10 protein-coding genes are annotated in these 23183 nt (G+C 59.8%); 4 read left to right on the top strand and 6 right to left on the bottom strand.

Annotated features, from left to right (window positions below; translation table 11 throughout):
* Positions 1-3 precede the first annotated feature (3 nt).
* The 4 genes from LRP30_RS33185 to LRP30_RS33200 all read left to right on the top strand — a co-directional run bounded on the left by LRP30_RS33185 (position 4) and on the right by LRP30_RS33200 (position 16405).
* Positions 4-7116, top strand: coding sequence for a hypothetical protein (locus LRP30_RS33185; RefSeq protein WP_249757524.1), 7113 nt, complete (start codon positions 4-6; stop codon positions 7114-7116).
* A gap of 29 nt (positions 7117-7145) precedes the next feature.
* Positions 7146-13808 carry a hypothetical protein gene (locus tag LRP30_RS33190; protein ID WP_249757525.1) on the top strand — a complete coding sequence of 2221 codons (6663 nt, stop codon included), beginning with the start codon at positions 7146-7148 and terminating at the stop codon, positions 13806-13808.
* A 228-nt stretch (positions 13809-14036) separates the two neighbouring features.
* Positions 14037-15728, top strand: a complete 1692-nt coding sequence (locus tag LRP30_RS33195) for a hypothetical protein (protein WP_249757526.1) — start codon at positions 14037-14039, stop codon at positions 15726-15728.
* 23 nt (positions 15729-15751) lie between these two features.
* Entirely contained in the window at positions 15752-16405 is a 654-nt protein-coding gene (locus LRP30_RS33200) for a hypothetical protein (protein WP_249757527.1), read from the top strand.
* 208 nt (positions 16406-16613) lie between these two features.
* On the opposite strand, the gene LRP30_RS33205 is transcribed toward LRP30_RS33200, so the two are convergent.
* The 6 genes from LRP30_RS33205 to LRP30_RS33230 all read right to left on the bottom strand — a co-directional run bounded on the left by LRP30_RS33205 (position 16614) and on the right by LRP30_RS33230 (position 23129).
* A complete protein-coding gene (locus tag LRP30_RS33205; protein ID WP_249757528.1) occupies positions 16614-17741 on the bottom strand; it encodes a protease-like activity factor CPAF in 1128 nt (375 codons plus the stop codon).
* 36 nt (positions 17742-17777) lie between these two features.
* Positions 17778-18875, bottom strand: coding sequence for a hypothetical protein (locus tag LRP30_RS33210; RefSeq protein WP_249757529.1), 1098 nt, complete (start codon positions 18873-18875; stop codon positions 17778-17780).
* Positions 18876-19109: 234 nt separating this feature from the next.
* A complete protein-coding gene (locus tag LRP30_RS33215) occupies positions 19110-19718 on the bottom strand; it encodes a hypothetical protein (protein WP_249757530.1) in 609 nt (202 codons plus the stop codon).
* 1063 nt (positions 19719-20781) lie between these two features.
* Positions 20782-21270 (bottom strand): hypothetical protein, encoded by a 489-nt coding sequence (locus tag LRP30_RS33220; RefSeq protein ID WP_249757531.1) that lies wholly within the window; start codon positions 21268-21270, stop codon positions 20782-20784.
* Positions 21271-21353: 83 nt separating this feature from the next.
* Positions 21354-22349 (bottom strand): matrixin family metalloprotease, encoded by a 996-nt coding sequence (locus LRP30_RS33225; RefSeq protein WP_249757532.1) that lies wholly within the window; start codon positions 22347-22349, stop codon positions 21354-21356.
* A gap of 210 nt (positions 22350-22559) precedes the next feature.
* Complete coding sequence (locus tag LRP30_RS33230) at positions 22560-23129, bottom strand: histidine phosphatase family protein (RefSeq protein ID WP_249757533.1); 570 nt, start codon at positions 23127-23129, stop codon at positions 22560-22562.
* Between the last annotated feature and the right edge of the window lie 54 nt (positions 23130-23183).

Below are 23183 nucleotides of genomic sequence, written 5' to 3' on the forward strand. Positions count from 1 at the left end.
ACCATGGCGGGCGTCGCTGGGCCGGCTAGAATTTCCTTTATCGCCATTCGCGCGATGGAAGACAGGTCGGATGGACCGCTCGAGGCCGTCGTCATCGGCACCAACGATCTGGACGGAACCGACTGGCGCTACGTTTGCTACGATCTTGCGGTCTTCAAAAACCTTCTCAGGGATCGTGACAACCCGTTCGTTCCGAAGAACCCGCTCTACGCGGCGAATGCCCGTTATCACGACGGCAGCGACGCGAACGACCCGCATCTGGGTCACGCCGCCGTCGATGACGATCAAGACCCAACCCCGCCAGCATCTGCGATCGAACTTCGCGGCATCGCTCTGTTCACGGCATATCGCGCGCCGACCAACTATGCGGCGGAGAAGGATCCGGTCAAGCGGCAGCAGAAGGCCTGGGACGTCTTCGACGAAGGTCCCCTCGCCCGCTTCGATACGATCGCCCTGGCCCGCACGCTGGCCGACAAGCCGGCGCCGCGATGGCAGGTTTCGAAGCTCGTCATTACGCCGGCGACCGGAAAATCCGGCAACTTCAAAGCGCTCGCGATCAGGCTTCAAGTTCGCCTCGCGTTGAACGGCCACTGGATCAGGCCGAAAGTCGCCACCTCAGGCGACCGCTATGACACCCGCTTTCACGTGGGCCTCGATGTGGTCCAGGCGACAACGACACAATCCTTGTGGAAAACCGCCGCCGCGCCGAGAGGCGCGCTTTGCCGGCTTATCCAGATCGCCCTCACGATTGGTCCATGGGATCGTGGAGAACCCGCGCTCAGCATCGTTCCACTACGCTATGCAAATAGCGATTTCATCGACGCGATCGTCAAACCCGGTGACGGCAATCTCTCCACCGATCAGGTCGACGTAATACCTCTGTTCGTCGATCAGGGCATTCCCAGTCAACCGGCCAACCGTCCGCGCCGCGAATTCGGGCTTCGTGCGGTCGAGCACCAATTCAACAAGGACACGGGCTCCCATGACATCATCCGTGTCGCTCTGCGTTTCGAGCTAACCCTTTGGAACTATAGCGGCAAGATCGGCAGTACCCTCAAGCGGTTCTTTTCCAAACCCGAGCTTCTGCCGGTCAAAGGCCGGGTCCGCTTCTCCCAAGAGCAACGCGTCGGTGACATCGGCGCCCGCGGCCTCAAGCCGTTCGTACCGGTGCAATGGATCGTCGCCGCCCGCCTCGATCCACTCAACGTCGATCCTAAAGCGGACCCAAAGCTTCGGCGACCCGATCAGATAACTGACTTCGTCATCGACGCGTTCGATGCCGTCATCGAGGATGAGCATGATAGTCTACGCAAGGTCCGTGACGGGACGCCACTGAGCGTCATGCCCGCACTGGCCAAACGCAAGTCGGAACGCGGAACGCCGTGGCACGCAGTCGGGTTGCTGCGCGAGAATTCCGCCTGGCGCCGTGTCATCGTGCCGACGACCGGCACCGTCAAGGATGCGGCCGATAAGCGGCGCCAAACGGCTTTCCTGTCCTTCGAGCCGCGCTTCATCCCCGATATGTGGCAGGGGGTCACCGCATTCGAGCTCGTCGAGAAAGGCAAGTCGGATCAGGATCCGCGCTTCGCCTCGCCTTGTACGGCGACGTTCGCTCGTATGATCGCAACGGAGGGCACGGCGCCGGTCTGCAAGGCGCGCATCTCCGCGCCGTTCGTCGCCGCGAGCACCGATGTCCAGCCCGGCGCGTGCACGGACGGACCGGCATGGCAGCCCGCTATCACGCAGACCGACGATCTCGGGACTGTGCCGACGATCAAGTTTGGCTTCTCGCTCGAAAGCACCGATGGCTCGGAGATAGCACTCGGCGCGCTTGGCCTCTCGCTTCTAAAGGCCCCCGACCTCACGATGGTCACCAAGGCCGATCTGACCGGGCTTCTTGCCCGATCCGGTGGTGACGATCTGCCAGATGCGCAATTGCAGGCGGTCGTTAAGTTCCCGATCGAGCGCGTGAAGCCAATCGGCCAGGACGACCTGCCTCCTCAGATCCGCAGGCAGTTGCTCGGTCGCCCGACGCCCATTTCGGATGACCCTGACGAGCCGCTCCTGCTCGAACTGGACTACCGCGGCGGCTCCGAGCAACCCGATGACGAAAAGCTCATTCAGGCCTTGGTCGCCACGGAATCACTCGCGCCCGGTGAAAATCAGTCGGTCTCCCTTTCGCTGCGCGCGATCAGATCGACCACGACGACCAGCGCCGCTCCAAGGCGGCTCGCCTTGGTGATCGACCCGACGCCGTTCCGGGTCGCCGCCGTGGAGTATGTCGAGCCCGCTCGGGCTGCCACCGATCAGAGCAACGAAGTCGCGATATGGAGCGACGAAGGTGACGTGTCCTGGCGCGTGCTCGATCCTTCCGAGGCGGTACGGATGGTACTGCCGCCTCAGGTCATCGGCGAGGCGATGGAGAAGAACGCAACCGCAATCGCCGGCGCACCGAAAGATATCGAACCAGGCCGCCCGGCGGCCGCGCGGTTTGGCGCGCACGCACGTCTCGAGGTCGACCCCACCTTTGCGGACACCAACTTCCGCGAGCCAGGCTGGAATCTCCGTCGTAACATGGGCTATCCGACCATGCGAACGCCGGGCTCCCGCTTGAAGGAGCTTCGGCTCGAGCTGCTCTACGGTTTGACAACCCGGATCAGCACCACCGACAAGAGCACCGAGGCCTTCGTCACCGAGATCGGCGCAACGATCGGCGCGCCCGTATCTCCCGTGTCAGGTACGGCGAGCGCGTCTCGCGCGACACTGAAGAGCCATCTGCAACTCGCGAGCCTCGTGCTGCGGGCCCAGCGCAGGCGACTTGCCGTCGACAAGCTCTGGAGCGGTCACCCCGATGCCGAGCTGAAGATCGAGGACGGCGTAAGTTTCAGGCTCCGCACCGGAGGATTGGGCCCGGCGCATGGACCCGCGACCCCTCTTCGCTGGCCCGTACAAGGCGAAATCCCGGCAGATACCGGTGGTCTAATCGAATCCAAGAAGCTCGCGCAGACGTTTTCGACCAGCCAGGACGACCGGGAGAGTTTTCCCGGCGGGGTCGCCTGGGCTTTCGAGAGCGCGAATATCCTGATGAAGGTCTACAGTCGACCGGACGCGGACGGGGGTTCGGCGAAAGGCGTCCACCTCTCCGCGCACGGCGGCTATGGCGGCCAGCGGGCGCTGTTCGACGAGAAGAAGACCGTTGTCGAGACCGAGACCGGCCAGGGCCGCGTCCACCGTTACAAGCTCGAGCGCATCGGGCGCATCGGCGGCCTCTGGAATCGAGCCAAACATGTCATCATCTATGAGCGGTCCGTCGTACCTTCCGCGCAATTCTTCAATTTCGACCCGATCGGCCTGTTGCAGGACGAACACGTCGGACGCCCGATCCTTCGCAAGGTCGAGGAGTACGTCGAGCTGCTGCAGCCGGTGCGCCGCTATCCCGAGGACGGCAAATCGATCGCAGCCGCCGGATTTCTCGTCGGCGTGGAGTTCAAGTCGGGCAAAATCCGAGTCGATAGCCGCTGGGGCGGCGATGTGCGCCGTGAAGGTTGGCAAGTGCCTCTGTGGAACAAGGCCTTCGCGAGCCTCCCTCCGGTGTTGGCCCCCACGAGGCCAGGCGATCCCCCGATTAATCCGGACGATCCCTCGCTGATCTATCCGAAGCCGCAGATTCGTTTCCTGCTGGCGGGAGAAGGCGACGGCGAAATTTCCGTCGAGGTCGACGAGCCGGAAAAGCTTGTCTTCTACACTTCCGTGGTCGACGGCGAAAGTGGCGACGACACCGATGCATGGCGATCGGTGCGCGATATCGATTTCATCGATCTACCGCCACCGGCCGCCGGCCGCATGAAGCCCAATAGCGCCAATCTCACCGATGCCATGATGCCGTCAGAGCCGGCGCACGCACCAGGCTTCGAGCGGATGACCGTCGGCCTGGTCCGTGCGAAGGAGGCGGCTGTCCTCACCCACGGCCGGGCTCCCAGCGGCCCGGGCACGATACTCAAGAACATAACAATTGCTCGCGCCGCACCACTAACCGCCGTCGGCGCCCCAAGCCCAGTGACGACTTTCGGGCAGTCACTGACGCAACACAGTTCCGACCTACGGGCGGCCATCGATGCCAAAATCGGCCAAGCGCTCGGCGTCCTCGAGAAACTGGATCCCGAGAAGCCTCTCACCGATGTCAAAAACGACGCCGTCGCAGCCATCGGCGCCGCGCTCGACCATCCGAGTTTCGTCGGCGATCTCAGGTCCGCGACTTCCGACATCAAGAACTCGCTCAGGTCGATCGATCTGAGCAAGGTTGACCCAAAATCGCCCTGCGCCTCGCTGGTCAACCGCCTGAAGGATGCTGCCGAGGGACAGGTCGACCGTCTGCGCAAGATCGCCGGCGAAGCGATCGATTCCACACTCGACGGTGGCCTGAGGCCGATCCGCAACATCGCCGGCATCGTTCGCGACGTCAGCGTGTTCCTCGACAGCGAGGATGCATGGCTATCGCCGGACGAACGCGCCGACCTGATCGACAAGCTGTCGGGACTGCAGAACCGGATCGCCACCGTGGCGGACGAAGTGCGAGCGGACATCGAGCTGCTGTCAAAGCGGGTAACGGCGGATCTCGAGGCCGTCAAGGCAGTCGCCGGCGCCTCGCTCGGTGAAGCGCAAGACGTGGCAATTCCGGCCGCACTCGGCAAGATCCACGATGCGCTCAAGACGCTGAAGGACGCCGTTGGCACGGCGACGGTGGTCAACGATTCGATCGCGGCGTCCGCACGCGCGACGCTTGACGAGCTTCGCAAGCAAGCGCAGCAAATCGACACCGAACTTTCGCATATCGACGATACGGCAGCGCTCATGGCAGCGCGCCGCATCCTGCCGGCCATCCACGACACGTTGGGACAGGCAATCACCCACGCCGATAGTCTTACTCACGTCGGTGCTGCGATCAGTGACGACGTGAGGGCGGCTCTCGCTTCCTACGAGGCGTCGCTCAAGCAGTTTGAGGACGCATTGAAAGCCCGTCTCGGTACCGCCGGCGGATCACTCCAAGCGCTCGCCACCAAACTCGATCAAATCATCGCCGCGGCACAGAATGCCGCGCGTGGCCTCGTCGTGTTTCTCGAAGACACGATCGACGCGGGCCTTGATGAGGCAACCAGCATCTTCGATCGGATAGCCGATGCGATCATTGCCCTCTCGGCTCCCGAAGATCCCGACGACGATGCCGATTCCACCGGCGCTATCCATCGGGCGCTGACGGCGATAGCTGACGCCAGCGGGTTGATCGAGAAGGCCGTGGTAGCGCAGGGCGAAATTGTCGCAACCGCTCTACGGAAGACACTCGACGCGCTCGCTGCCGGCATCACCGCCGCGATCGATGACGTGGGGAAGGAACTCAAGGATGCCTGCGCGGTATTCGACAACTTTATAGGAGAGATACGGAAGGACGCGCAGAAGGTCGCCGATTGGCTGCAGAATGCCCTCGACGTCGACGGTTACAAGAGACGGTTGGACGATGCGGTAAAGCAAGCCATCAACGATGCACAGGGGTCCATCGAAGACCTGAAGCGGCGTGCCGCGGAAGAAGCCGAACGCGTCACGCGCGAGGTCGAAAATCGTGCACGACAGATCTCCGGCGCGGTCCAGGAGACTTTGCGCGATGCGCTGGGAACAGATCCAGTGGAATTGGCCGACCAGGCCAATCGGCTCTATCAGGAAGGCAGCGATACCTTGCGGCTCCTTCGTGCCGTCGGTGACCCTCCAAAAACGGATCGGCTCGGCTTCAATCGACCAGAAGTCGCCTACGTGCTCGCCGAGGCCAACAAGGTCGTCGACATGACCCCGGCGATTGCGCTGGTCAACCGGGTTTCGGATACGCTTGCGGCGGCCGACAAGGCCGGCAGGGCGGTCGGCGACATGCTTCAGTCGTTCGGCGTGCGGCTGCCCTCGAGCGGCGTTGCCGAGCAGTTCATTCCCGACAAACTGAAGCAATTGTCCGTGGCGGATCTCATACCGAATATGGGCGGTATCGATTTCCGCGGACTGCTTCAAAGATTTGCCTTCCCGGATCTTGACGACTCCAAGGCCATCAAGGTTCAGCACGGTTTCGACAACGTCCAGATGCGCGCCTGGCTTCAGACCGACATCGACGTCCCCTTCACCGAGCCCGCGCCGCTCTTGTCGTTCGGCCCCGTTGAGATCGTCGTCGACGAAGCCAAGTTCAATGCCAAGGCGCGGATGTCGGTGGGCCGCGACGGGACCCAAAAGATATTCAATGGCCGCATCTTCGGTGACTGGCGGGTCGTGACCAGCGGACAGGACATCCTCACATTCCGTCAGACCGGCTTGTATTTCGACGACTCCGGCAAAATCGACTTCAAGATCGACCCGGAACGTGTCGAACTCGCCGACGCGCTCGCGTTCCTGACTGATTTTCTCGCCGCTTCCGGCGAGGGGGACGGGCTGGTCATTGAACCGCTGATGCGCGGCGGCGTGCCCGCCGGCATCGCCGCCACGCTCGACATCGACCTGCCGGACCTGCAGCTCGGCGTGTTCGGAATCTCAAACCTTTCGTTGCACATTCTGTTCGGTATCGCCGCAGTTCCTCAGTTCGAGTTGATGTGTGAACTGTCGGTCGCCACCAAAACGATGCCATTCACGCTGAGCGTCTGGATCCTCAACGGCGGCGGATTCCTGACGCAGCGGCTATCGTTTCTCCCAATCGCCAAACCTCACCCGATCCTGACCTATTCGCTCGAGGTGGGTATCGTCGCCGGCGTTGGACTAGGCTTCAACTTTGGCGTGGTATCGGGCGGCGTCTGGCTTCAGGTCGGCTGCTCGATAACGATGACGTGGTCGACCGGCCCCGGTGGCAACACCACTGCAATTTCAGTTTTCATACTCGCGCGCGGCAACGTCGACGTCGCAGGCCTGATCACGGCTGCCATTTCGCTGCTGCTGGAGGTTACCTACGACGGCTCGTTGATGATCGGGTCCGGAACGCTCCGGCTGAGTTTCAAGATCAGCGTCTTCTACACACTGCGCGTCTCCCAGCACGTCGAGTATCAGTTTGCTGGCGAGAAAAAGCAGTCTGAAGGTTATTCCGATTCTTACGCTTGATTTTGTCGTACCCCAAGGACCGATCGTCGATGGCTCCCGATCCGCGCAATCTCAGAATAAAGGTCCAGGCGGATCGTCTGCCGGACGTGAGCAACAAGGCTCAGATCTCGCTACGGGTAAGCGCGGTCATCGATGGTTCCGACGAAGCGCTTCTGACGGACGCGATCGGTGAGATCCTGCCCTGGAAGTGGCGCCTGGCGGATGGCAGCGGGACCTGGAATCCGCATGACGTCACCGCCTGGCGATTCTGGCGCATCGTCGACATGGCAGGAGTTCCTACCGTCCAAGATCTGGATGCCGGAACCACCGTCGCGGTGGCCGCCAATGCGCCGGTGGATTTCGATCTTCCCGGCGCCGACGGAAGCAGGTGCTTTCACCGCCGGCTCGAGGAGGAAATCGCCTCGATCGTCAACACGAGTAGCCTCGAAGCTGCCCTGTGCATGCCGGCGGGTACGGCAGAGGTGACTGGGCGCACGGTGTTTGGGCTTGTCGAAAGCCTGACAGGATTGCCGAACCCGGTTCCGGTTGCCAACAAGGTGTTCACCGTCTTCACGATCGACCCGGCGCCTGACAAGACCACCACTTTCATCGCGGCACCGTTGTTCGGTCCGACCGGCGGCGGTACCTATACGCTCGATCCGGCCGGTCCCACCGTGATGTCGGATCAAAACGGCGACTTCTGTCGCGTCGACCTTGTACCGACGCCTGGTCCTGGTCCCGCGCCCATGTTCGCGGACGGATCCGTCGACATGCGACCGAGCTTGTCATGGGATGATCTCAGTCCGTCCAGCGATCCCCAGCGGCTCATCGACATGGAGACCATGCTGATCAAGAAGCCAACCGTCGGGCATGGCTTGACCGATGAGGACTGGGCCGCCTCCCTCTCGCGACGGATCGCCGAAGTCGTTGATCCGTGGGCCCGTGTGTTCGGCGTGCTGGATGCAACCGTGACCAGCGAAATTACGAAGGTGGCGGGCGGCGACGAGCTGCGGCGCGCGCTTGCCCGGGATCTCGCCTCAGAACCGACGCCAAAGTTTCTCATGGCCCTTGATTCGATTTCATGGTGGGTCGTGGGCAGGCGCAGCGCCGCTTCCGCGATTGCGCTGCCACCCGGCTTCTCGATCCTGGAAGGCCTCTCCCTCCGCCAAGCCGACTTCTGGAATCTCACAGCGGCCCTGATCCTGGGCGCCGCTGAACGTGACCCCGGAAGCGTCAGCAACAATCCGCTTCGCGCCCGCTTTGCTTCCATCAATTCACGCAGGTTGAAGGGGCTGCTCGGTTTGCCGCTCGATCCGCCGGGCTCGGCCATCGCCCCCGAAATCGAGAGCATCGAGTCAGACGACGGCCTGCGGAAGTTCGTGGCACGCAATTGGCTCGGCGGACCGGATCTTTCGTCCGCCGGTCCTCATCCGCTGCTGATCGCTGCGCCTCGCGTGATCGCCGCACGGACATTGACTTTTCCCCCCGACGCTCAAGCGTTCGGCCCTGGAGCCACCCAAGCAGTATCGGGCGCCGTGCTGGACCTTGGGCCGGCAGCATCCGCGGCCCCCATCGCGCCGGCGGCACCGACGAAAGTGGCGTTCAATCTCGCTCTCACGCCACCTGCAGGCGATTTCAAGCTGGTCGTGGCGTTCGTGACGACGCCAGGTCGCCCCATCCCACCCGAAATTCGTGTCGCCGGGACGGCGGCGTCCGCCACGTTGGACGTTGCCATTTTTCAGGATGGCGCCTCCGTCATCTCAACGACGCTCGCGCGTGGAGCGGCGATCCGCGTCGAGATTGCTATCATCCGCCCCGACGCAAATGCGGCCGTCAGCGTCACGTTATCGGCCGGCGGTTCTGCGCCTGTGCCGGCCGACCGTCTGCTCGGGGCAGCCTTCTATCTGTCGATGAAGGCAGATGTTTCAGACATTCCGGACGTTGCCATCGTCATGCCCGACGCGACTGCAACGCCGCTGCGTACCGCGTTGGACCGCATCACGACCGGACCCGGCCTTCGCGCCGATCTCGCATTGGCCGTGATCGGGCCGTACATTCCTGGACTGACGGCCGGACGATTGACATGGGACGCGCCCCAGCCCCAGAACGAGCAAGATGCGGCTGCGCAGCTTCCCCTCGACGAGCGGCTGGTAGCCAGCGTTGCCGCCCTCGTTGGCGCCGAGCGTGTCGACGGCAGCCGTCCCGCCGCGTCATTGTATGATCTGATCATCAGTGCAGCGCTCACCGATGCGGGCCTCGCGGCTGCCAGTCCCGGGAGTGATGAGGAGAAACTTGCTAATTTGCTGAAAGCCATCGTCGAGGCCGCTCGCCGCGATGCCGTTCGTCACGCCGGCAGCCTCGTGCCATCAACCACAGACGAATCAGGAGGCGGCGATGATTCCAGCCGCCGCCTCACCGTCGATTCGCCTCCACTGGTTTTCCGCTTCGACCAGCTCCAGAGCATTGCCGGTGCCGCCGACCTTTGGACCCGGCTGTCTGGTGTGGGAGTCCTGATGGCCCGTACCGACACCTTGAGCGATCCGATCCAAGCGTGGCGTAGCCTCAACGTTGCCACGCTGCATGCCCCCGACACTTCGTCGCAAGGTTCGGCGCGAGCTGCGCTCCGTGAAGCCAACGCGGTGATGGTCCGTAATCTTGCCTGGGCCAGCGGAGCCATCGTTGATCCGGTCCCACTGCAGGTCGGAGAGATCGGCGGCATACGGGCTGCCTTGATTTCATACGACAATCGCTCGCCGGTGGCCGAGATGGTCACCGATGCCGCGCTAGACAACGTTCCATCCTCGTTCGCGCGCCGCATCGAAGCCTATCGGTTTCCGCCGACCACGGGTGATGGCGCCACCGACTATCGCCTGTTCGCGCTATCATTCGGTTATGCCTTCCACGTCGTCCCATACGTCATCGGTCACGGCGGGACCCTACCTCCGATGTTGCGGAATGATCCCAATGATCCATTGACGATCCGGCCGATTGAAACGACCGGGCCGCTCAAGGGACAGGTCAAGATCGCAACAAACACGGATGCGGTGCGTCGGTCAGCGCTCTACCGACGAACACGTCCAATCGGCGCGCCAAGGCTTGCGGGCGACCGATCCAAAGCAATTCCCGACGGCGTCGTGCCGCTCGCCGGTGAATTACCGATACGGCCGGCTCCCGTGACCATCGGAGGCGATGTGCAAGGACGTTTCTTCCTCAATCGGGAAGGACGTGCCGGCGTCCTCGAAGTGCGCGCCGGTCCCGACCCGGGTTTGCGGATCGACATCGGCCGCATGGAGTGGCCTGAAACAAACGAAGCGCGCAAGCTGTCCATCACGTTCCGGGGCCGCTCGGGGCCGAGCGAAGCCATCACCGACCTGCTGACATTGACGCACGACGTTGGCAGAAGCGGAGCGATTCGGGTCGAAGTGTTCACGGCCATAACGACGATCGCCGCGGGAGTTGACGAGCCCGAATGGGCCGAGGATGAGTTTGATTTTTCGGCGGCAACGCAAGACTTGCAGCAGCCCGCCAGCGACATCGCGCAATGGCGAGACGTCCTGATCATTATCGCAACGGACAAGGACGTCGACATCGAACCCCCGATCGTCACATCGATCGTCACTCAGCTCGACAGTGCGGGAAACTTCGCAAGCGTCGCTGTCGGTAAGCCGCGAATTGCGCCGGAATCGGGCCATCAAATGCGCGCGACCTACGTGCTCGACGGCATCCAGGTCGGCGCCGCGACGGGCGCTCGCCAGATGACGATCCGATTGCAACGACCGACGGTGGAATTTGGTACTTACGGGCGATGGATCAACCCTCCCCTGTTCGACGATCGAGTTGTCGCCAGCCGACCGGTCGTTGCCAAGGCGCTCGACGCCGCGCTCGGCGTAGCAACGAGCCCAAACAAGACCAAGGACGATCGGTCCCTCGATGATCCGGCCGTGACACAATTGTACGGTGAACTGGTATGCATCTTTCCAGCTTTTCAGAAGTTCAAGATGGCAGCAGTCGGAGCTGCCTGGACCTCCCTCGAGGACGTGCTCGGCTTCGATGGCTCTGGCCGTCGCCATGTCGCGCCGATGCCGTCCATGACCATCAAGGTCGATCCAAATGGACGGGAAGGTCTGACCGGCGATACTGCCACACTCTTGCCGGGTCGCATCTACGAGTTGCGCGTCTATGCAGGATTGCCGGACAGGCAAGACAAGCTTTGCCCCTTCACGCGCGACCAGCGGCTTTCGCCTGCCGTTAAGGCCACGCTCAGGCACTGTCCGATCGATGCGAAGATGCGGCTGGCGGGCCCCCTGGTGCTGACGCTCGAAGTCGCGACCGAAAACGTGCCCGAGATCTTGGGAACACAGCCGCTGAACATCGACCTGCGCCGGGCCCCCGAATATGCCGAGCAGGCATGGATTTCATTGACGGCGGCGTTCACAGGAAGAACGACGACGTATCCGGCCTTGCGCTATTGCCATCTCGCTGCGCTCGAATCGCAACGCTGGAGCTGGCGCGGCAGGCCGCAGGACGACCAATGGTACCGGCTGGCCACGACCGGAGCCGAGGCAATCGACCAACCCCGGTATCGGGAGCTGTTCGACACATCGTTCTCGGACCGCCGCAACGATGACGTCGGCGAAATCTTCGAACGTCGCATCGAGCGTGCCCATGTCTATGGCGGATTGAGGCGGCGCAGCGATCCTAGCCCAAGCAACCCCATTCCGCGCCTGTTCGACAAGAGCCTCGACTGGCGTGGCGGCATGAATTTGTGGCGCTTCGGTCTTCGCATCGTGAGCCGCTACAAGGCGATGCGACCTGGACGGCCGGAATTCATGCGCTCCAGTCATCGGGGGCCGAACGGCAGCGCGATCTGGCAGAACAAGGTGCTGGCCGATCGTTCCAATGACCGTCGTCCTAAACGTCCGGGTCTGGCAATCGTTCTGCCACTGACCGAACGCGCCATGGCGTGGGGAACCGTTCCTCCGCTCCTGGCCTTGTTTAACGAACCGCTCTATCCGAATTTCCATGTCGGAGATGGCATCGACGCCATGGTCGAAATGGCCCGGCATCCGATGACACGAGCCGAACGAAAAACGCGCGTCGCGACGATCGATCAGCTCTTGAATCCATCGGACGGCACCGCTCCGCCGACCGGAGAAACGCTCGACAGATTGGTTGCGGAACGAGCCGCGCTTCAACGCAATATCGACGCTGGTACCGACGGGCCGACAGATGCCCTCAAATACTGGCAGGAGCACGGCCCGGACTCGATCCGGAGCGGAATCGGGTCCGGCGGCGCGATCATACCGCTGCGGATCGACGGTCCCATCGGCTACACCTTCGACCTCGCAACAGAGGCCGGGCGTTTCGATCACGCCGGTTTGGTGATAACGCCCGTCAAACCCGACGTTGTTCCCTGGTCGTTCGTGAAACTGAAGTTTCGTCGTTTTGAGGCTCCGGAGAGCATCGACCCTGCGACCGCCCTCACTGGCCAGGGCCTCGCTCCAGCATCGTACAATAAATTCTATTGCGAACCGCGCCTTCTGGCGATGAACGATGCATCCAACCGCTTCCGGCTGTCCAACAGCCGCAAGATTATGCGGGACTTTGCGCCGGAAGACTTCAAAGACCTCAAGGACGTCGTCGGCAAGGGCATCTTCCCCGCCGAGCATGAAGGGCTCGCGATCGACATCGCCAGCACGGAAGACCTGGACGGCTCGGCGATCCGCTTTCAATTCACTGACGACAGCGACAGCGAGTTCGTTCGTATCACATTCAGCGTGAAGGGCGACGGCGCAAAACGGAGCATCGCTTTCCAATTCTTCACGCAGTTAGGCGATGCCGGCACCTGGACGCTGGACGTCCCGGCCGGCGGCGACGTGCGGTTACGTCTGATCGTGTCGGCCCGGGACAAACCAGAGAAAGGCGAAACGTACAAGCCGGCCGGTGACATCGCGGTGCGCGCCCGAATCGCACGCGATACGACGGATGAGATTTTGTTACCGAACGAAAATCGTTGGCTATCGGTGGCGTGCCTGCCGCTGACCAGTGCTATCGAGGTTCCCATCAATCAGCCCCTCACGATGGTCATGAAGGCGACGGGAGCTCAGGCGGCCGTTTCGCCGGCAAGGCTTTCTTCGTTTACACCATCGCTGTGGTGGCAGTTTGCCGAGCCCATGTCTCTGTTCGACGCTGTCGTCGATGGAGTTGCGTCGACGGTGTCGACGGATGATCTCACCGCCTCGGTGACGGGGACCATAGTCTCAATCGAGCGCAAGCCCACCGCGCAAGGACGGTTGCAGAAACTGCAGTCGCTCACGCCCGCGGTGGATCAGCAGGCGGGACAGCTCGAGGAAGTCCTCGTGCTGGTGCTGACACGCAACATTCACGATGCGCTCGATCGCGTTCGGGAGCGTCCAGTCGCGGTCAAGCTCTGGGACGGCACGTCCACATCGCTGGACCTCGCCAAACCCGACTGGCCAACATTCGAGGATCCGAACGAGGGGCCAAAGCTCGGCGATGGCGGGCAGATCCGCTTCCTCCGCATTCTGCGTCCAAAGACGCGCGCGAGGGGCGGCTATCTCGATACCGCGCCGTCGTTTCCGTTGGATTTCTTTCAGTACGAAACGATCGAAGGGGACCTCGACATGAATCCTCCGGACGCCAAAGGAATGGTGCTCGGAATGTCGATGCCGATCCCGTGGAAACACGCGTGACGTGTTCAGGCATTCGTCAATCGTGACTTACGATCGCGAGACTAGCGGCAGAAATCTTCGGGGGACCAAATGGCTGACGGGGGCGTGGAAAGGCTCGCCAAAATCATTTTGGGAGAAACGAGCGGATTGACCGCAAAGGGAACGGATTCAGCAAAATCGTTGGAACGCCTCTGGTCGGTCGTCGCAGGCATTGCAGTAGCTGCGCGCTGGAACGGGCTTCAGGATCAAATGAAAATCGCCGGCAACATGCTGCCTGCCGACGAAGCGGCGAACTACACGATCATGAAGGCCGTTGCCGAAAAGATCTCGCAGAACCGCTACGACGGTGCCGTCGCATTGCCCAAGCAAGCAACGCTCTGGCAGATCGATCGAAATGGCGCGCCGTCGAAGGACGTCGGCACGCCGCCCGACTGGATCTACAAGACCGGCGGGACCGAGGACCTCGAATTCCAGGACAAATCAGGCCTGACGTACCGCCTCTATGGAACGAGCGAAGAGGCTCCCGGCAAACTTGGCTTCACCTCGTCGTATAGCCTTACCGGCCTGGCGCCGCGATCATGGAGCGTTCCCAAGCCGATGAGGATAGCGGCATGGTGGCTCGGTTCGATCGCGGCCTTGATCTTCCTTTTCGGTGGCATCTCGGCCATATGGTCGGGACAGAGCGACGGCAATGCACGGAGCCAACTCCGAAATGTCGACATCCAGTATCGTGTGCTCGACAAGCTGGCCGACAATTGCGTCTCGGATGCAGCTCTGCTTCCCAACTGGAAGCGGAGCGTTTGCAGCTTCCTTGATGCCGGCGGCAAGTACGTGAAGCCAGCCGCAGTTGCCCCTGCCGCGCCTCCGCCGGCCGCCCCACCGGCCGCGCAGGTGCCGCCGGCCGCCGCATCGCCTGCGCCGGCCGCTCCCGCCCAGCCGATCGTTCCGTACGGCCCGAAGGTCGGAGGGGCTCTCGCTACGATCCGGAGCTGCCTCGACCATGGGCCTTCCGCGGCGGACACAAATGCGGCTGCACCGTCGAAGAAGCCGCCAGAAACAGATGGCGCGGCCGCAACGGACGCGACGCTGTCGTGCGAACTTGTGGTGCGTAGCGCAGTCGATGCCGGCATTATCGCGATCATGCCGAATACGTCCATTTGGTCCGGCATCGCGAATGCGTTTCTCGGACTGCGAGACACTCCCGGCACGCGGTCGATCATCGAGCAATTTCTGGCGATGACCATCGGTATTGCCGGACTCGCCATCGCGCTCGGCCTGGGGACCAAGGGGCGCATGGTCGGCATCTGGGTCGACGAGCGTAACCGGGTATCCCTGGCACGGGCGCAAGTGACGCTCTGGACCATCGTCGCACTTGGCGGCTTCGCCACCGCGGCGCTTTTCAATGTTGGCCTTGGCGGACCAGGTACGTTCCCCCAAATCCCGGCATCCATCGCCGCGGCACTCGGGATCGCCTTTGCCTCACCGATGATCTCCGCGTTAATCCTGAATACGAAGGCATTCGGAATGGTCGGCTCTCCGTCGGATCAGATCACGACGGTCGGTGGCAGGCCAAAGGACAGTAACGACCAGGCCGATCGTGGCCTGCTGACGGTGTCGAGTGACTCTTCAGCCGTCGAAGTCCGTTCGGACCCGACGATGGCGTCTCTTGCCGACGTCTTCGTAGGTGAACACGTGGCCGACTCGGGCGACGTCGATATTTCCCGGCTGCAAAATGTCGTACTCACTGTCACCCTGGTCCTGGGCTATTTCGCGATGCTCCTCGAGCAACTCCGCGGAATCGCACCAGACGTGCTGCTGACTGGAATCCAGAGCCTGCCCGACCCCGGAGGTGCCTTCACGTCGGTGCTGCTGATCAGCCACGCGACTTACCTAGGGACGAAAGCCTACAAGGGGAGCGGGAAAGGCGACACCGCTCACTAGCGTTCACCATTGAGGATCCTGCTATGCCCGACTCAAATGCGGCAGCACTGATAGGTCTGGCTTTGACCGCAGCCGGTTTTGCCTTCGGCCTCTATCAGTATCGGATGAATAGTGAGCAGGCGAACTTGACCCGCCAGCGCGAGCGCGCGCTGGCGGCATCCGACCAAACAAAGGAATTCTTCGAAGATGGGGACGTGCGTTTCGTCATGCGCCTTTTGGACTACGGCAACGCCCAGTTTTGGAAGGAAGACACGCTGAAGGGCCAGACCTTCGACGTCCGTGACCTGCCCACCGCGCTCGCCGTCCACTGGAAGCTGGAGCCAACTGAAGAAATCGAAAAGAAAACATTCACGGACCGAAATCTGGCCGTCCGCTCCGCTTTCGACAACTTTTTACTCTGGCTGGAGCGGATCGAACATCTCATTCGCTACGACGTCATCGGGACCATCGGCTTCGGCGAGCTTTTCTCGTATTGGCTGGTCCTGCTCGGCGAAATCCCGCAACCCGGTGACAGGATCAATCATCTCTCCAATGAGGGGCGTGCCGCGCTTTGGGAGTACATTCGAGCCTATGAGTTCAATTCTGTCGTTCGCCTTTTCGCACGCTACGGTCGCGCCGGCCCCGTCGGAAGAGATGGATTCCTTCCCCGCAAAACGAGTTCGAAAGAGAACGTCTGAACACGTCACGCCGTACACGCCTTCCAATCCCGTCATTGCCTGGAACGATTTACCTAGAGGAGAAGCAGCAACAATGCCAAACGTAAGCCTGACCGGGAAAACCGGTCCAGATACCTACTGGATTAATTTATTCGCCGCAGATAGCACCTCGCGGTCGGGCAACCCTGGGAAAGATTAGACTCCAAAACCGCTGAAGAAGCCGACTGATCTACTGCTTGACAGCAGTCGCGAGCAACGCCTCACGATAACCTACGTAACCAGAACGAAGGTCGTCGACGGTGATGTTGTAGAATATATCTGGCGTCACACCAAGATCTTCAATCGGAGATCCGCTGCTGCGCCAGGCAAGTGTCCAAGTTAATTTGAAATCTGAAATGCCGGCTTTCTTGAAAACAGGCGAAAGTTCAACGGAGCGCACTAGCCCTCCGGCTCCTCCAGTTCGCTGACCAAAAATGATAGCTTGATGGTTATCTTGCATGATTGCTGCGAGAAATTCGGCGGCGGAGAAGGAATTTTCATTGACAGCAACGACTACCTTTTTCGTGTAGTGATTTGGCGCTGGCGCAATCTCAGCGATGCCTCCAACGAAACCCGGTCTCGTGTTCTTCGTCCCAAGTCCACGGCCCTCCTTTACCTCGGAGAGTACGAAGCGCGCGTATGCGACCGATTCAGGTGTATCTTCAGATGTTAAACTATTCGCATTCACACGATCGACCACTTCCGAAGCAGCATCCACGTCATCCTGCTGAAACCTGAACTGGTGCTTAGGCACTTTAAGCGGCTTATCCGTGAGATAGGAAAGCAGCGCATACATTTGAAACATGCTCCCGCCAGGATTGTTGATTTCATCAACCACCAACGCCTGCGTTTCTCTTTCAAAAATCGCTATCACCTCTGCGAATTTTCTTGCAGCTTCGGGATGATAATCAAAGCGCGGAAGCCGAACGTATCCGACGCGCACGTTGTTTTCGGTTTGATAAACTCGGGCAGAAAACGTAACTCGGGCAGAAAACGTAACCTGGCTCGCCACGCTTTGCGGCAATTCCCATACAAGCTGTCCTAGAGCCGGAACAAAACTGTTTTTGTCGCGGCGCGGATACGGGTCCCCGCTGATGATGTTGACATCCTGCTCGTCCTTCACAGCAGACCAGCGCCCAGGCAGTCTTTTGGTCAGACCGGCTTCTATCCGTAACGCGCGGTCTGAAAACTCCTCGTTTCGCATTTGAGCGAAGACAGCAGCGACGGAGCCGAACACAGAGCAAGCTAAGACGGCTCCCGCCAGCGTCGATAGAGTTACGGGTCTCATTAGCCTCTGGAGCAAATCGACTTCGCACATGGAGATCCTAGTCCTGTCGGCATCCAAAACTTGGTTTCATTCATAGAGCTGGATCTCTGACAAGGTCTCAGCCTTCGGCCGCGGACCACTGACGTCCCCCACCCCGCCCGGCGGAAATGCCGTTCTTACCTTTTGGGTTGTCTTTTCGACCAATTTGCTTGCATCGGCCGGAATCAGATCCGGAGATGCAATTGCCGCAAGTCTAAAAGCAGCTAACGCATCTTGTGCATCCTTCAGTTTTCCACCTCTTAGTGCGGATTGAATGGCTGCATATCGATCTCTCAGCTCTGGTATCTCCCCGTAGTCAGATTTCTCGGCCGAAGGTCGAAAGGAAAAGACCGCATAGCCGGCGTCTATTGGTTTACCATCTAGGAGAAGCTTCCGATCTTTATCCAAGGTCAATTTGTCGATGTTGAACGATCCGCGCGGAAGATCAACAATTGCCGAGACACTTCCGGTTTTAAGATCTATTGCAGTGTCGACGCCAACTTCTAAGGCTGTATCTTCGCGCTGGCCGGCAATCAGGTCCATCCCTTCGGCAATAAGCGGCAAAAATGGTTTGATTGCTCCGACGTAGCTATTCCCAGCAGCCGAGGATACGCGAGTAACGTAGTCGAGTACCGGGCTCAAGAGATTGCCGCTCTTCACTGAAAATAGACCGAATTGGAGGAGGACAGGACCGCCACGATAAGCGGTTGGCCCCATCATCTGCTTAGAAACCACGATTACTTTGTCTATCGCACCGCGGTCGAGTTCAGCGAGCTTATCGGGCTTTGAGATAGCGGCGAGTTGCGCGCGCGCATCTCCTTCGCGGGCCAGCGTTACAAATGAATAGGCAACTCCATGAAAGCGAGTTGCGAACCGCCTGGCTTTCGCCAGCCGGATCGATTCCAAGTAGAGTTCAATGTAGCATGCATCCGGTTCAATAGGCTTCGCGACTTCGGGGACGATAGATTCCGCGCCCTGAACTGAAGGAATAAATGTCAAATCGACAGGTGGCGCTCCTGAGGCACCAACAAGCAATCTTGCAAGCCAATCGAAACGCTGAGCGCTTGCAGATCGCACTCCCGCAAGCGTTACACTACCAACCGCGAGAAAGCTTTGGACCAGACTACGGCGGCTGAGCATTTGCATTTTACCACTCCAACTGACAAAATTAATACTAGCGCAGACGATAGTGCAGAGGGTGTTAACATTTCTAACGTCCAAGAAGCACTTCGATCCGCTACACCGGGGACAAGTTAGACACGAACCGCGAGCAAATGAGCCGGCAATTTACTCTGAAGAGATGCAGATCGGGCACAAATGATTTCAGGAAAGCATGCGCCTTCGAGCAAGGGTTGACTCTGGCTGCGAACACTCCGTACATCATTTCGTTAGCTTGTCCCGAACGACAGCCATATCGACGATTACCGCCTTCTTAAATTGCACACTTAGGATGCGTGTCCGTTTGAAGTTCTCACTATCGCCGCGCGCTGCGTCTTCATCCAAATCAGAAAACATCCGTATGGCGAAACGCGCCGAAAATACAGCGTCGGTACCGCGGCCTGTACCACGCTCTCTTTTCATAAGGAAATTCATGGCCGCAATTCTGCCGGGTGGTAGACCCGTGTATGCGCCCGGGCCAATCGTCACGCTCTGGGTGAACGGATCGCCGATGCAGGCATGCGCCATGGTCGGACTGTCGGCTGGACACTTCGTGATGCCACTTGCTTCCTGCATGGTATAGGTCGTGCCGTCATTGGACCAGACGGTTGGAAAAGTCGGCACGAGCGCCACCGCAAAAAAATGTTCGCTGGTGTTGATAAGCCTCGCTTGGACGATGAGATGATCACCTCCATCAAGGACGTCGATGGAAGATGCGTCCCCTTCCAAGCCTGGCAATATCTGGACTGCGTACGGACTGAGCGGCGATGCGGTAGCCGGCAACATCAGTGACGCAATAAAGATCCAGAATAAAGCGGATCGAGAGCTCATTTTCCGCCCTGAAGAGATCCAAAATAGAGTCCAGGCCGTCTTCAGTCGAACTGATGCGCAAATGTCGCAAAGTTGAAAAGACCCAAACGCAGATCGAGAATATCGCGAGATTTTAGCGCAGTCTATTTAAAGTTGCCGACGTCCTGCCAACACCACTGGGCAACAAGCCTGTCTCGGCAAGACATTGGCACATCCGGCGATCGGTGCCGAAGGCTTCTGCACGCAATGTCGCTTTCTACCGCTATCATTCGGCCGTGATGTTCAGCCTAGAATAGCGCCGGAATTCGATCAAGCAAGCTGCCAAGTTCAAGATCCCGACGACCGAAAGCAGCGCGCCGCAGCAATGCTCTTCGTGATCACTGAAGTTAAGAGACCGGATTGCAAGTCGCGCAAGGCTTGACGGTCCTTCCCTTATACTGATATCTCGATGACGATACCCGGATATTCTCAAACCAGCCCTTGTCCTTTGGTCGGCCGGTAACTGTCTGCCTGTTGTCAGGTGCAGACCCAATTAGGAATCGCTAGCCGCGGGTCTCAGCTACTGCAGGCGTATACGAAGCGCTGTCCGTCTTGGAACTAATCGGTCCACTGTCTGGTCTCTCCTCAAAGGACGGACGACAGAGTCCTGGAAGAACCTGGTTTACTTATCATTTCATAATCGCATCATGCGAATACATAGCTCCCGACCCAACTGATGAGCTTTGTGCCCCGATCAATCCGCCAGCAAAAAGCTTGTCTCGCTGTCTGTTCGTACGACCGTCAAACTCTCGACATTTGCGTCAAGATCTTTCCCCGTGTGGCGACGCTATCGCTGTAGCCCTGCTATCCGACGGCTCCCGCCCATTTCTTGACGTTCCACGGGGGAGCAGTGTCCGCCCGTCGAAATGATGAGGCCAGCGAAAGTCACTGTTGCGGAAGCCTAGATCGGCTTTCGCCATCCGGACAAATTAGCGCCGGCCCGTCCCGACAGCAACGCTCTTCGAGGCTGAGCCACGCACCTGCAAAGAACCGACTTCCGGCCTCCCGAGCCAAATCTACATCTGCCTGACAGTTGAGGTGATATTCAGCACTTCTCTGGCTTGAGCTGCACGAGGTCCACACCGGCTGAAAGGCGCTGCATTTGCATCCACGCTTTCCCGGTCGACTCTGAACTCACGAACTTGGCGCATATCCTCGTTTCGCCCTCGAGCCCGATTCTCGACTCCGAAACCTCGACCACCTGACCTTCGGCCTTCATCCCACGCAGGAGTTCACGAAAATCTTCGAGCACCTGCCGTCCCTTCTCGGACAGGCCTTTGCCCCGAGACAGCGCGTAAAAGGCAAAGCTCTGAAGCTCGAGAACGGCGTCCGGCGGACCGGTGTCACGACCCGCGTCAATAGATCCAGCCGTGCGCATAATCCATCCGTCGTCGATAACCGCAATGTTCGCGGCGCGATTGGCTTCCAGCGTCTTGTGCAGTTGTGCAGTCTCAATCGTCTTGTAGGCGTGGCCGAGTTGCCAGGGGAACGATAAACCAACAAGTCCCGAGAGCAGCAAAGACGCCGTTTTCATAGTGGTACCTTGGGTAAACCTCAGCGCCAGCAGCCCAGGCTTTGACCAAGGCTGCTAACGGCATCATTCGACAGGTCGCTGGATTACTGCTTCGGTTTGCAGATAGTCGTGTCTATCGTGAATCCGGGTGCCGGCCCGTACAGGCAGGCGATTCCATTCTTGTCCTGGGCCGTCAATACTAGCGACCAATCGCCCTTTCCGTTACACTGAGGATAATGCATGACCGAGAAGGCATCATAGTCGGTCACACCTCTCCAATCGTTGTCCTCAAAACAAGTTCCCGACTCTGGCCGGGTTTGTTCGTGCCGTGCGCCCAACGTATGTCCGAGCTCATGCCGGAGAATGCCCGTTAGCGAGAGCTTTCCCCCAGCCGGAAGCTCGAATGCTGAGTTATCAATGAGGACATTGCTCGTCACGCGGTCTTCGTTCGGAAAAAACGCGCGCGCCAAATATTGGTTGAGATTGACCGGCCTGACATCAAATTTGACGTTTGAGTTGGCCGGCGTACAGTTTGAATCCTCTGCATTTACGTGCACATACTTGATGTCGGCAACTGCTTCCCAAGCTCGCGTCGCATCGGCCATGGCGCTCACAACTGTATTATAGCGGTTTCCGAATCCGCCAGAATCAGCCGCAGCATTGTTCACGCAGTATGTGAGTGCTTTCTTATCTACCGATTTCCAAATGACGTCTACTCCCAGTATGGTCATGACGGCAAACTCAGTGGTCGCATGTCCTGGGACCTCTATGTTCTGCTTGTAGAACTCTTCGAGCCCTTTGTCCGTGGAAATGGGCGTGTCCCCGTTCACAATATACTTCCCATTTTGAAACGGCTCTTTGGTGACCGATTTTTTGAATTCCTCAAACGTCTTGGCGGCCTCCTTCTGCTTCACTCTCGCCTTTTCGGCGGCACTGCGCAAAAAGAGCTTGCCTTGGTCGGGGCTGAACGGCGGCGTGCTGTCCTGCGCAAGAGCATCGGAACTAGCAATCACCGAAACGGCCAAACCCAACACCGTCGCGGTTAGCAGCCAGCGAGCTCGTTGGGGCAATACTGATGAAAAAGACAATCCAACAACCATGGTGCGCTCCTCTAAAATCGAGTCGTAAAACTGGTCAACAACAACCTTAATGATCCTATCACAATACTGAGGTTCTGCCAGCGCGCTCTCGGCGCATGTTGCCCAGGCAGCGCACCACGCACGGCAAGCCCACAAAGAAACGCTCACTTCGTCCGAGTCCAGACGCAAATGGGTGCTAAATATGCCGCCCGTCCGACGACAAAGCAGTGCTCAATTGCAGTCCGGCTGCGAGTTGTGATCGGGCGCTCCGTAGTGAGACCGAACCACCCGTACCTTGGGGCCTCCAACAAGGACAAACAGGTTGGAATACTCGGACTCCGAAATCACTCCTATCTCAGGTCCGCCTAGACCGGTAATAATGCCCGGAATTGTGACAGTATGCTCCACAATGAGCACAGCACCATCGTTCGATGCGCGGGCGGCATCCACAACCCTCCGGATGTGAGCAGGAAAATCGATCGGACCGTCCTTCAAATTTATGACAACGGGTTGAAGCGCAAGCGCCTGCGCCAAAGGTCTCGAGGTCTCGCTCGTACGCCGAAAATCCGTCGTGATCACGTGCCTCACCCCGGCGCTGGCGAGCGCAGCCGCAAGAGCCTCTGCGCGTTTCTTACCAGCTTGTGACAATGGTGGATCCTCTGAGTTCGTGCAGGCCTTTTCCGCGTGCCGGACGAGAATGACCAACGGAGCGAGGTCCGTCGACGGTTGCGCGAGCGCGGGCGATGCAAATCCTGCCAAGAGCTTGGCCGCTGCCAAAACAATGAAACTCTTCACGCGCATGCTTCGCTTCACATTGTCTCTCCAGAGTGCTGCTCTCGTGGCGAGCGCACCGCT

Origin of the sequence: Bradyrhizobium sp. C-145 (assembly GCF_023375135.1) — a bacterium.
Lineage (GTDB): Bacteria > Pseudomonadota > Alphaproteobacteria > Rhizobiales > Xanthobacteraceae > Bradyrhizobium > Bradyrhizobium zhanjiangense.

Excerpts from the sequence above, each read along its gene's own strand:
- LRP30_RS33185 (WP_249757524.1), top strand. The coding sequence starts at position 4 with ATGGCGGGCGTCGCTGGGCCGGCTAGAATTTCCTTTATCGCCATTCGC.
- LRP30_RS33190 (WP_249757525.1), top strand. The coding sequence starts at position 7,146 with ATGGCTCCCGATCCGCGCAATCTCAGAATAAAGGTCCAGGCGGATCGT.
- LRP30_RS33195 (WP_249757526.1), top strand. The coding sequence starts at position 14,037 with ATGAAAATCGCCGGCAACATGCTGCCTGCCGACGAAGCGGCGAACTAC.
- LRP30_RS33200 (WP_249757527.1), top strand. The coding sequence starts at position 15,752 with ATGCCCGACTCAAATGCGGCAGCACTGATAGGTCTGGCTTTGACCGCA.
- LRP30_RS33205 (WP_249757528.1), bottom strand. The coding sequence starts at position 17,741 with ATGTGCGAAGTCGATTTGCTCCAGAGGCTAATGAGACCCGTAACTCTA.
- LRP30_RS33210 (WP_249757529.1), bottom strand. The coding sequence starts at position 18,875 with ATGCAAATGCTCAGCCGCCGTAGTCTGGTCCAAAGCTTTCTCGCGGTT.
- LRP30_RS33215 (WP_249757530.1), bottom strand. The coding sequence starts at position 19,718 with ATGAGCTCTCGATCCGCTTTATTCTGGATCTTTATTGCGTCACTGATG.
- LRP30_RS33220 (WP_249757531.1), bottom strand. The coding sequence starts at position 21,270 with ATGAAAACGGCGTCTTTGCTGCTCTCGGGACTTGTTGGTTTATCGTTC.
- LRP30_RS33225 (WP_249757532.1), bottom strand. The coding sequence starts at position 22,349 with ATGGTTGTTGGATTGTCTTTTTCATCAGTATTGCCCCAACGAGCTCGC.
- LRP30_RS33230 (WP_249757533.1), bottom strand. The coding sequence starts at position 23,129 with ATGCGCGTGAAGAGTTTCATTGTTTTGGCAGCGGCCAAGCTCTTGGCA.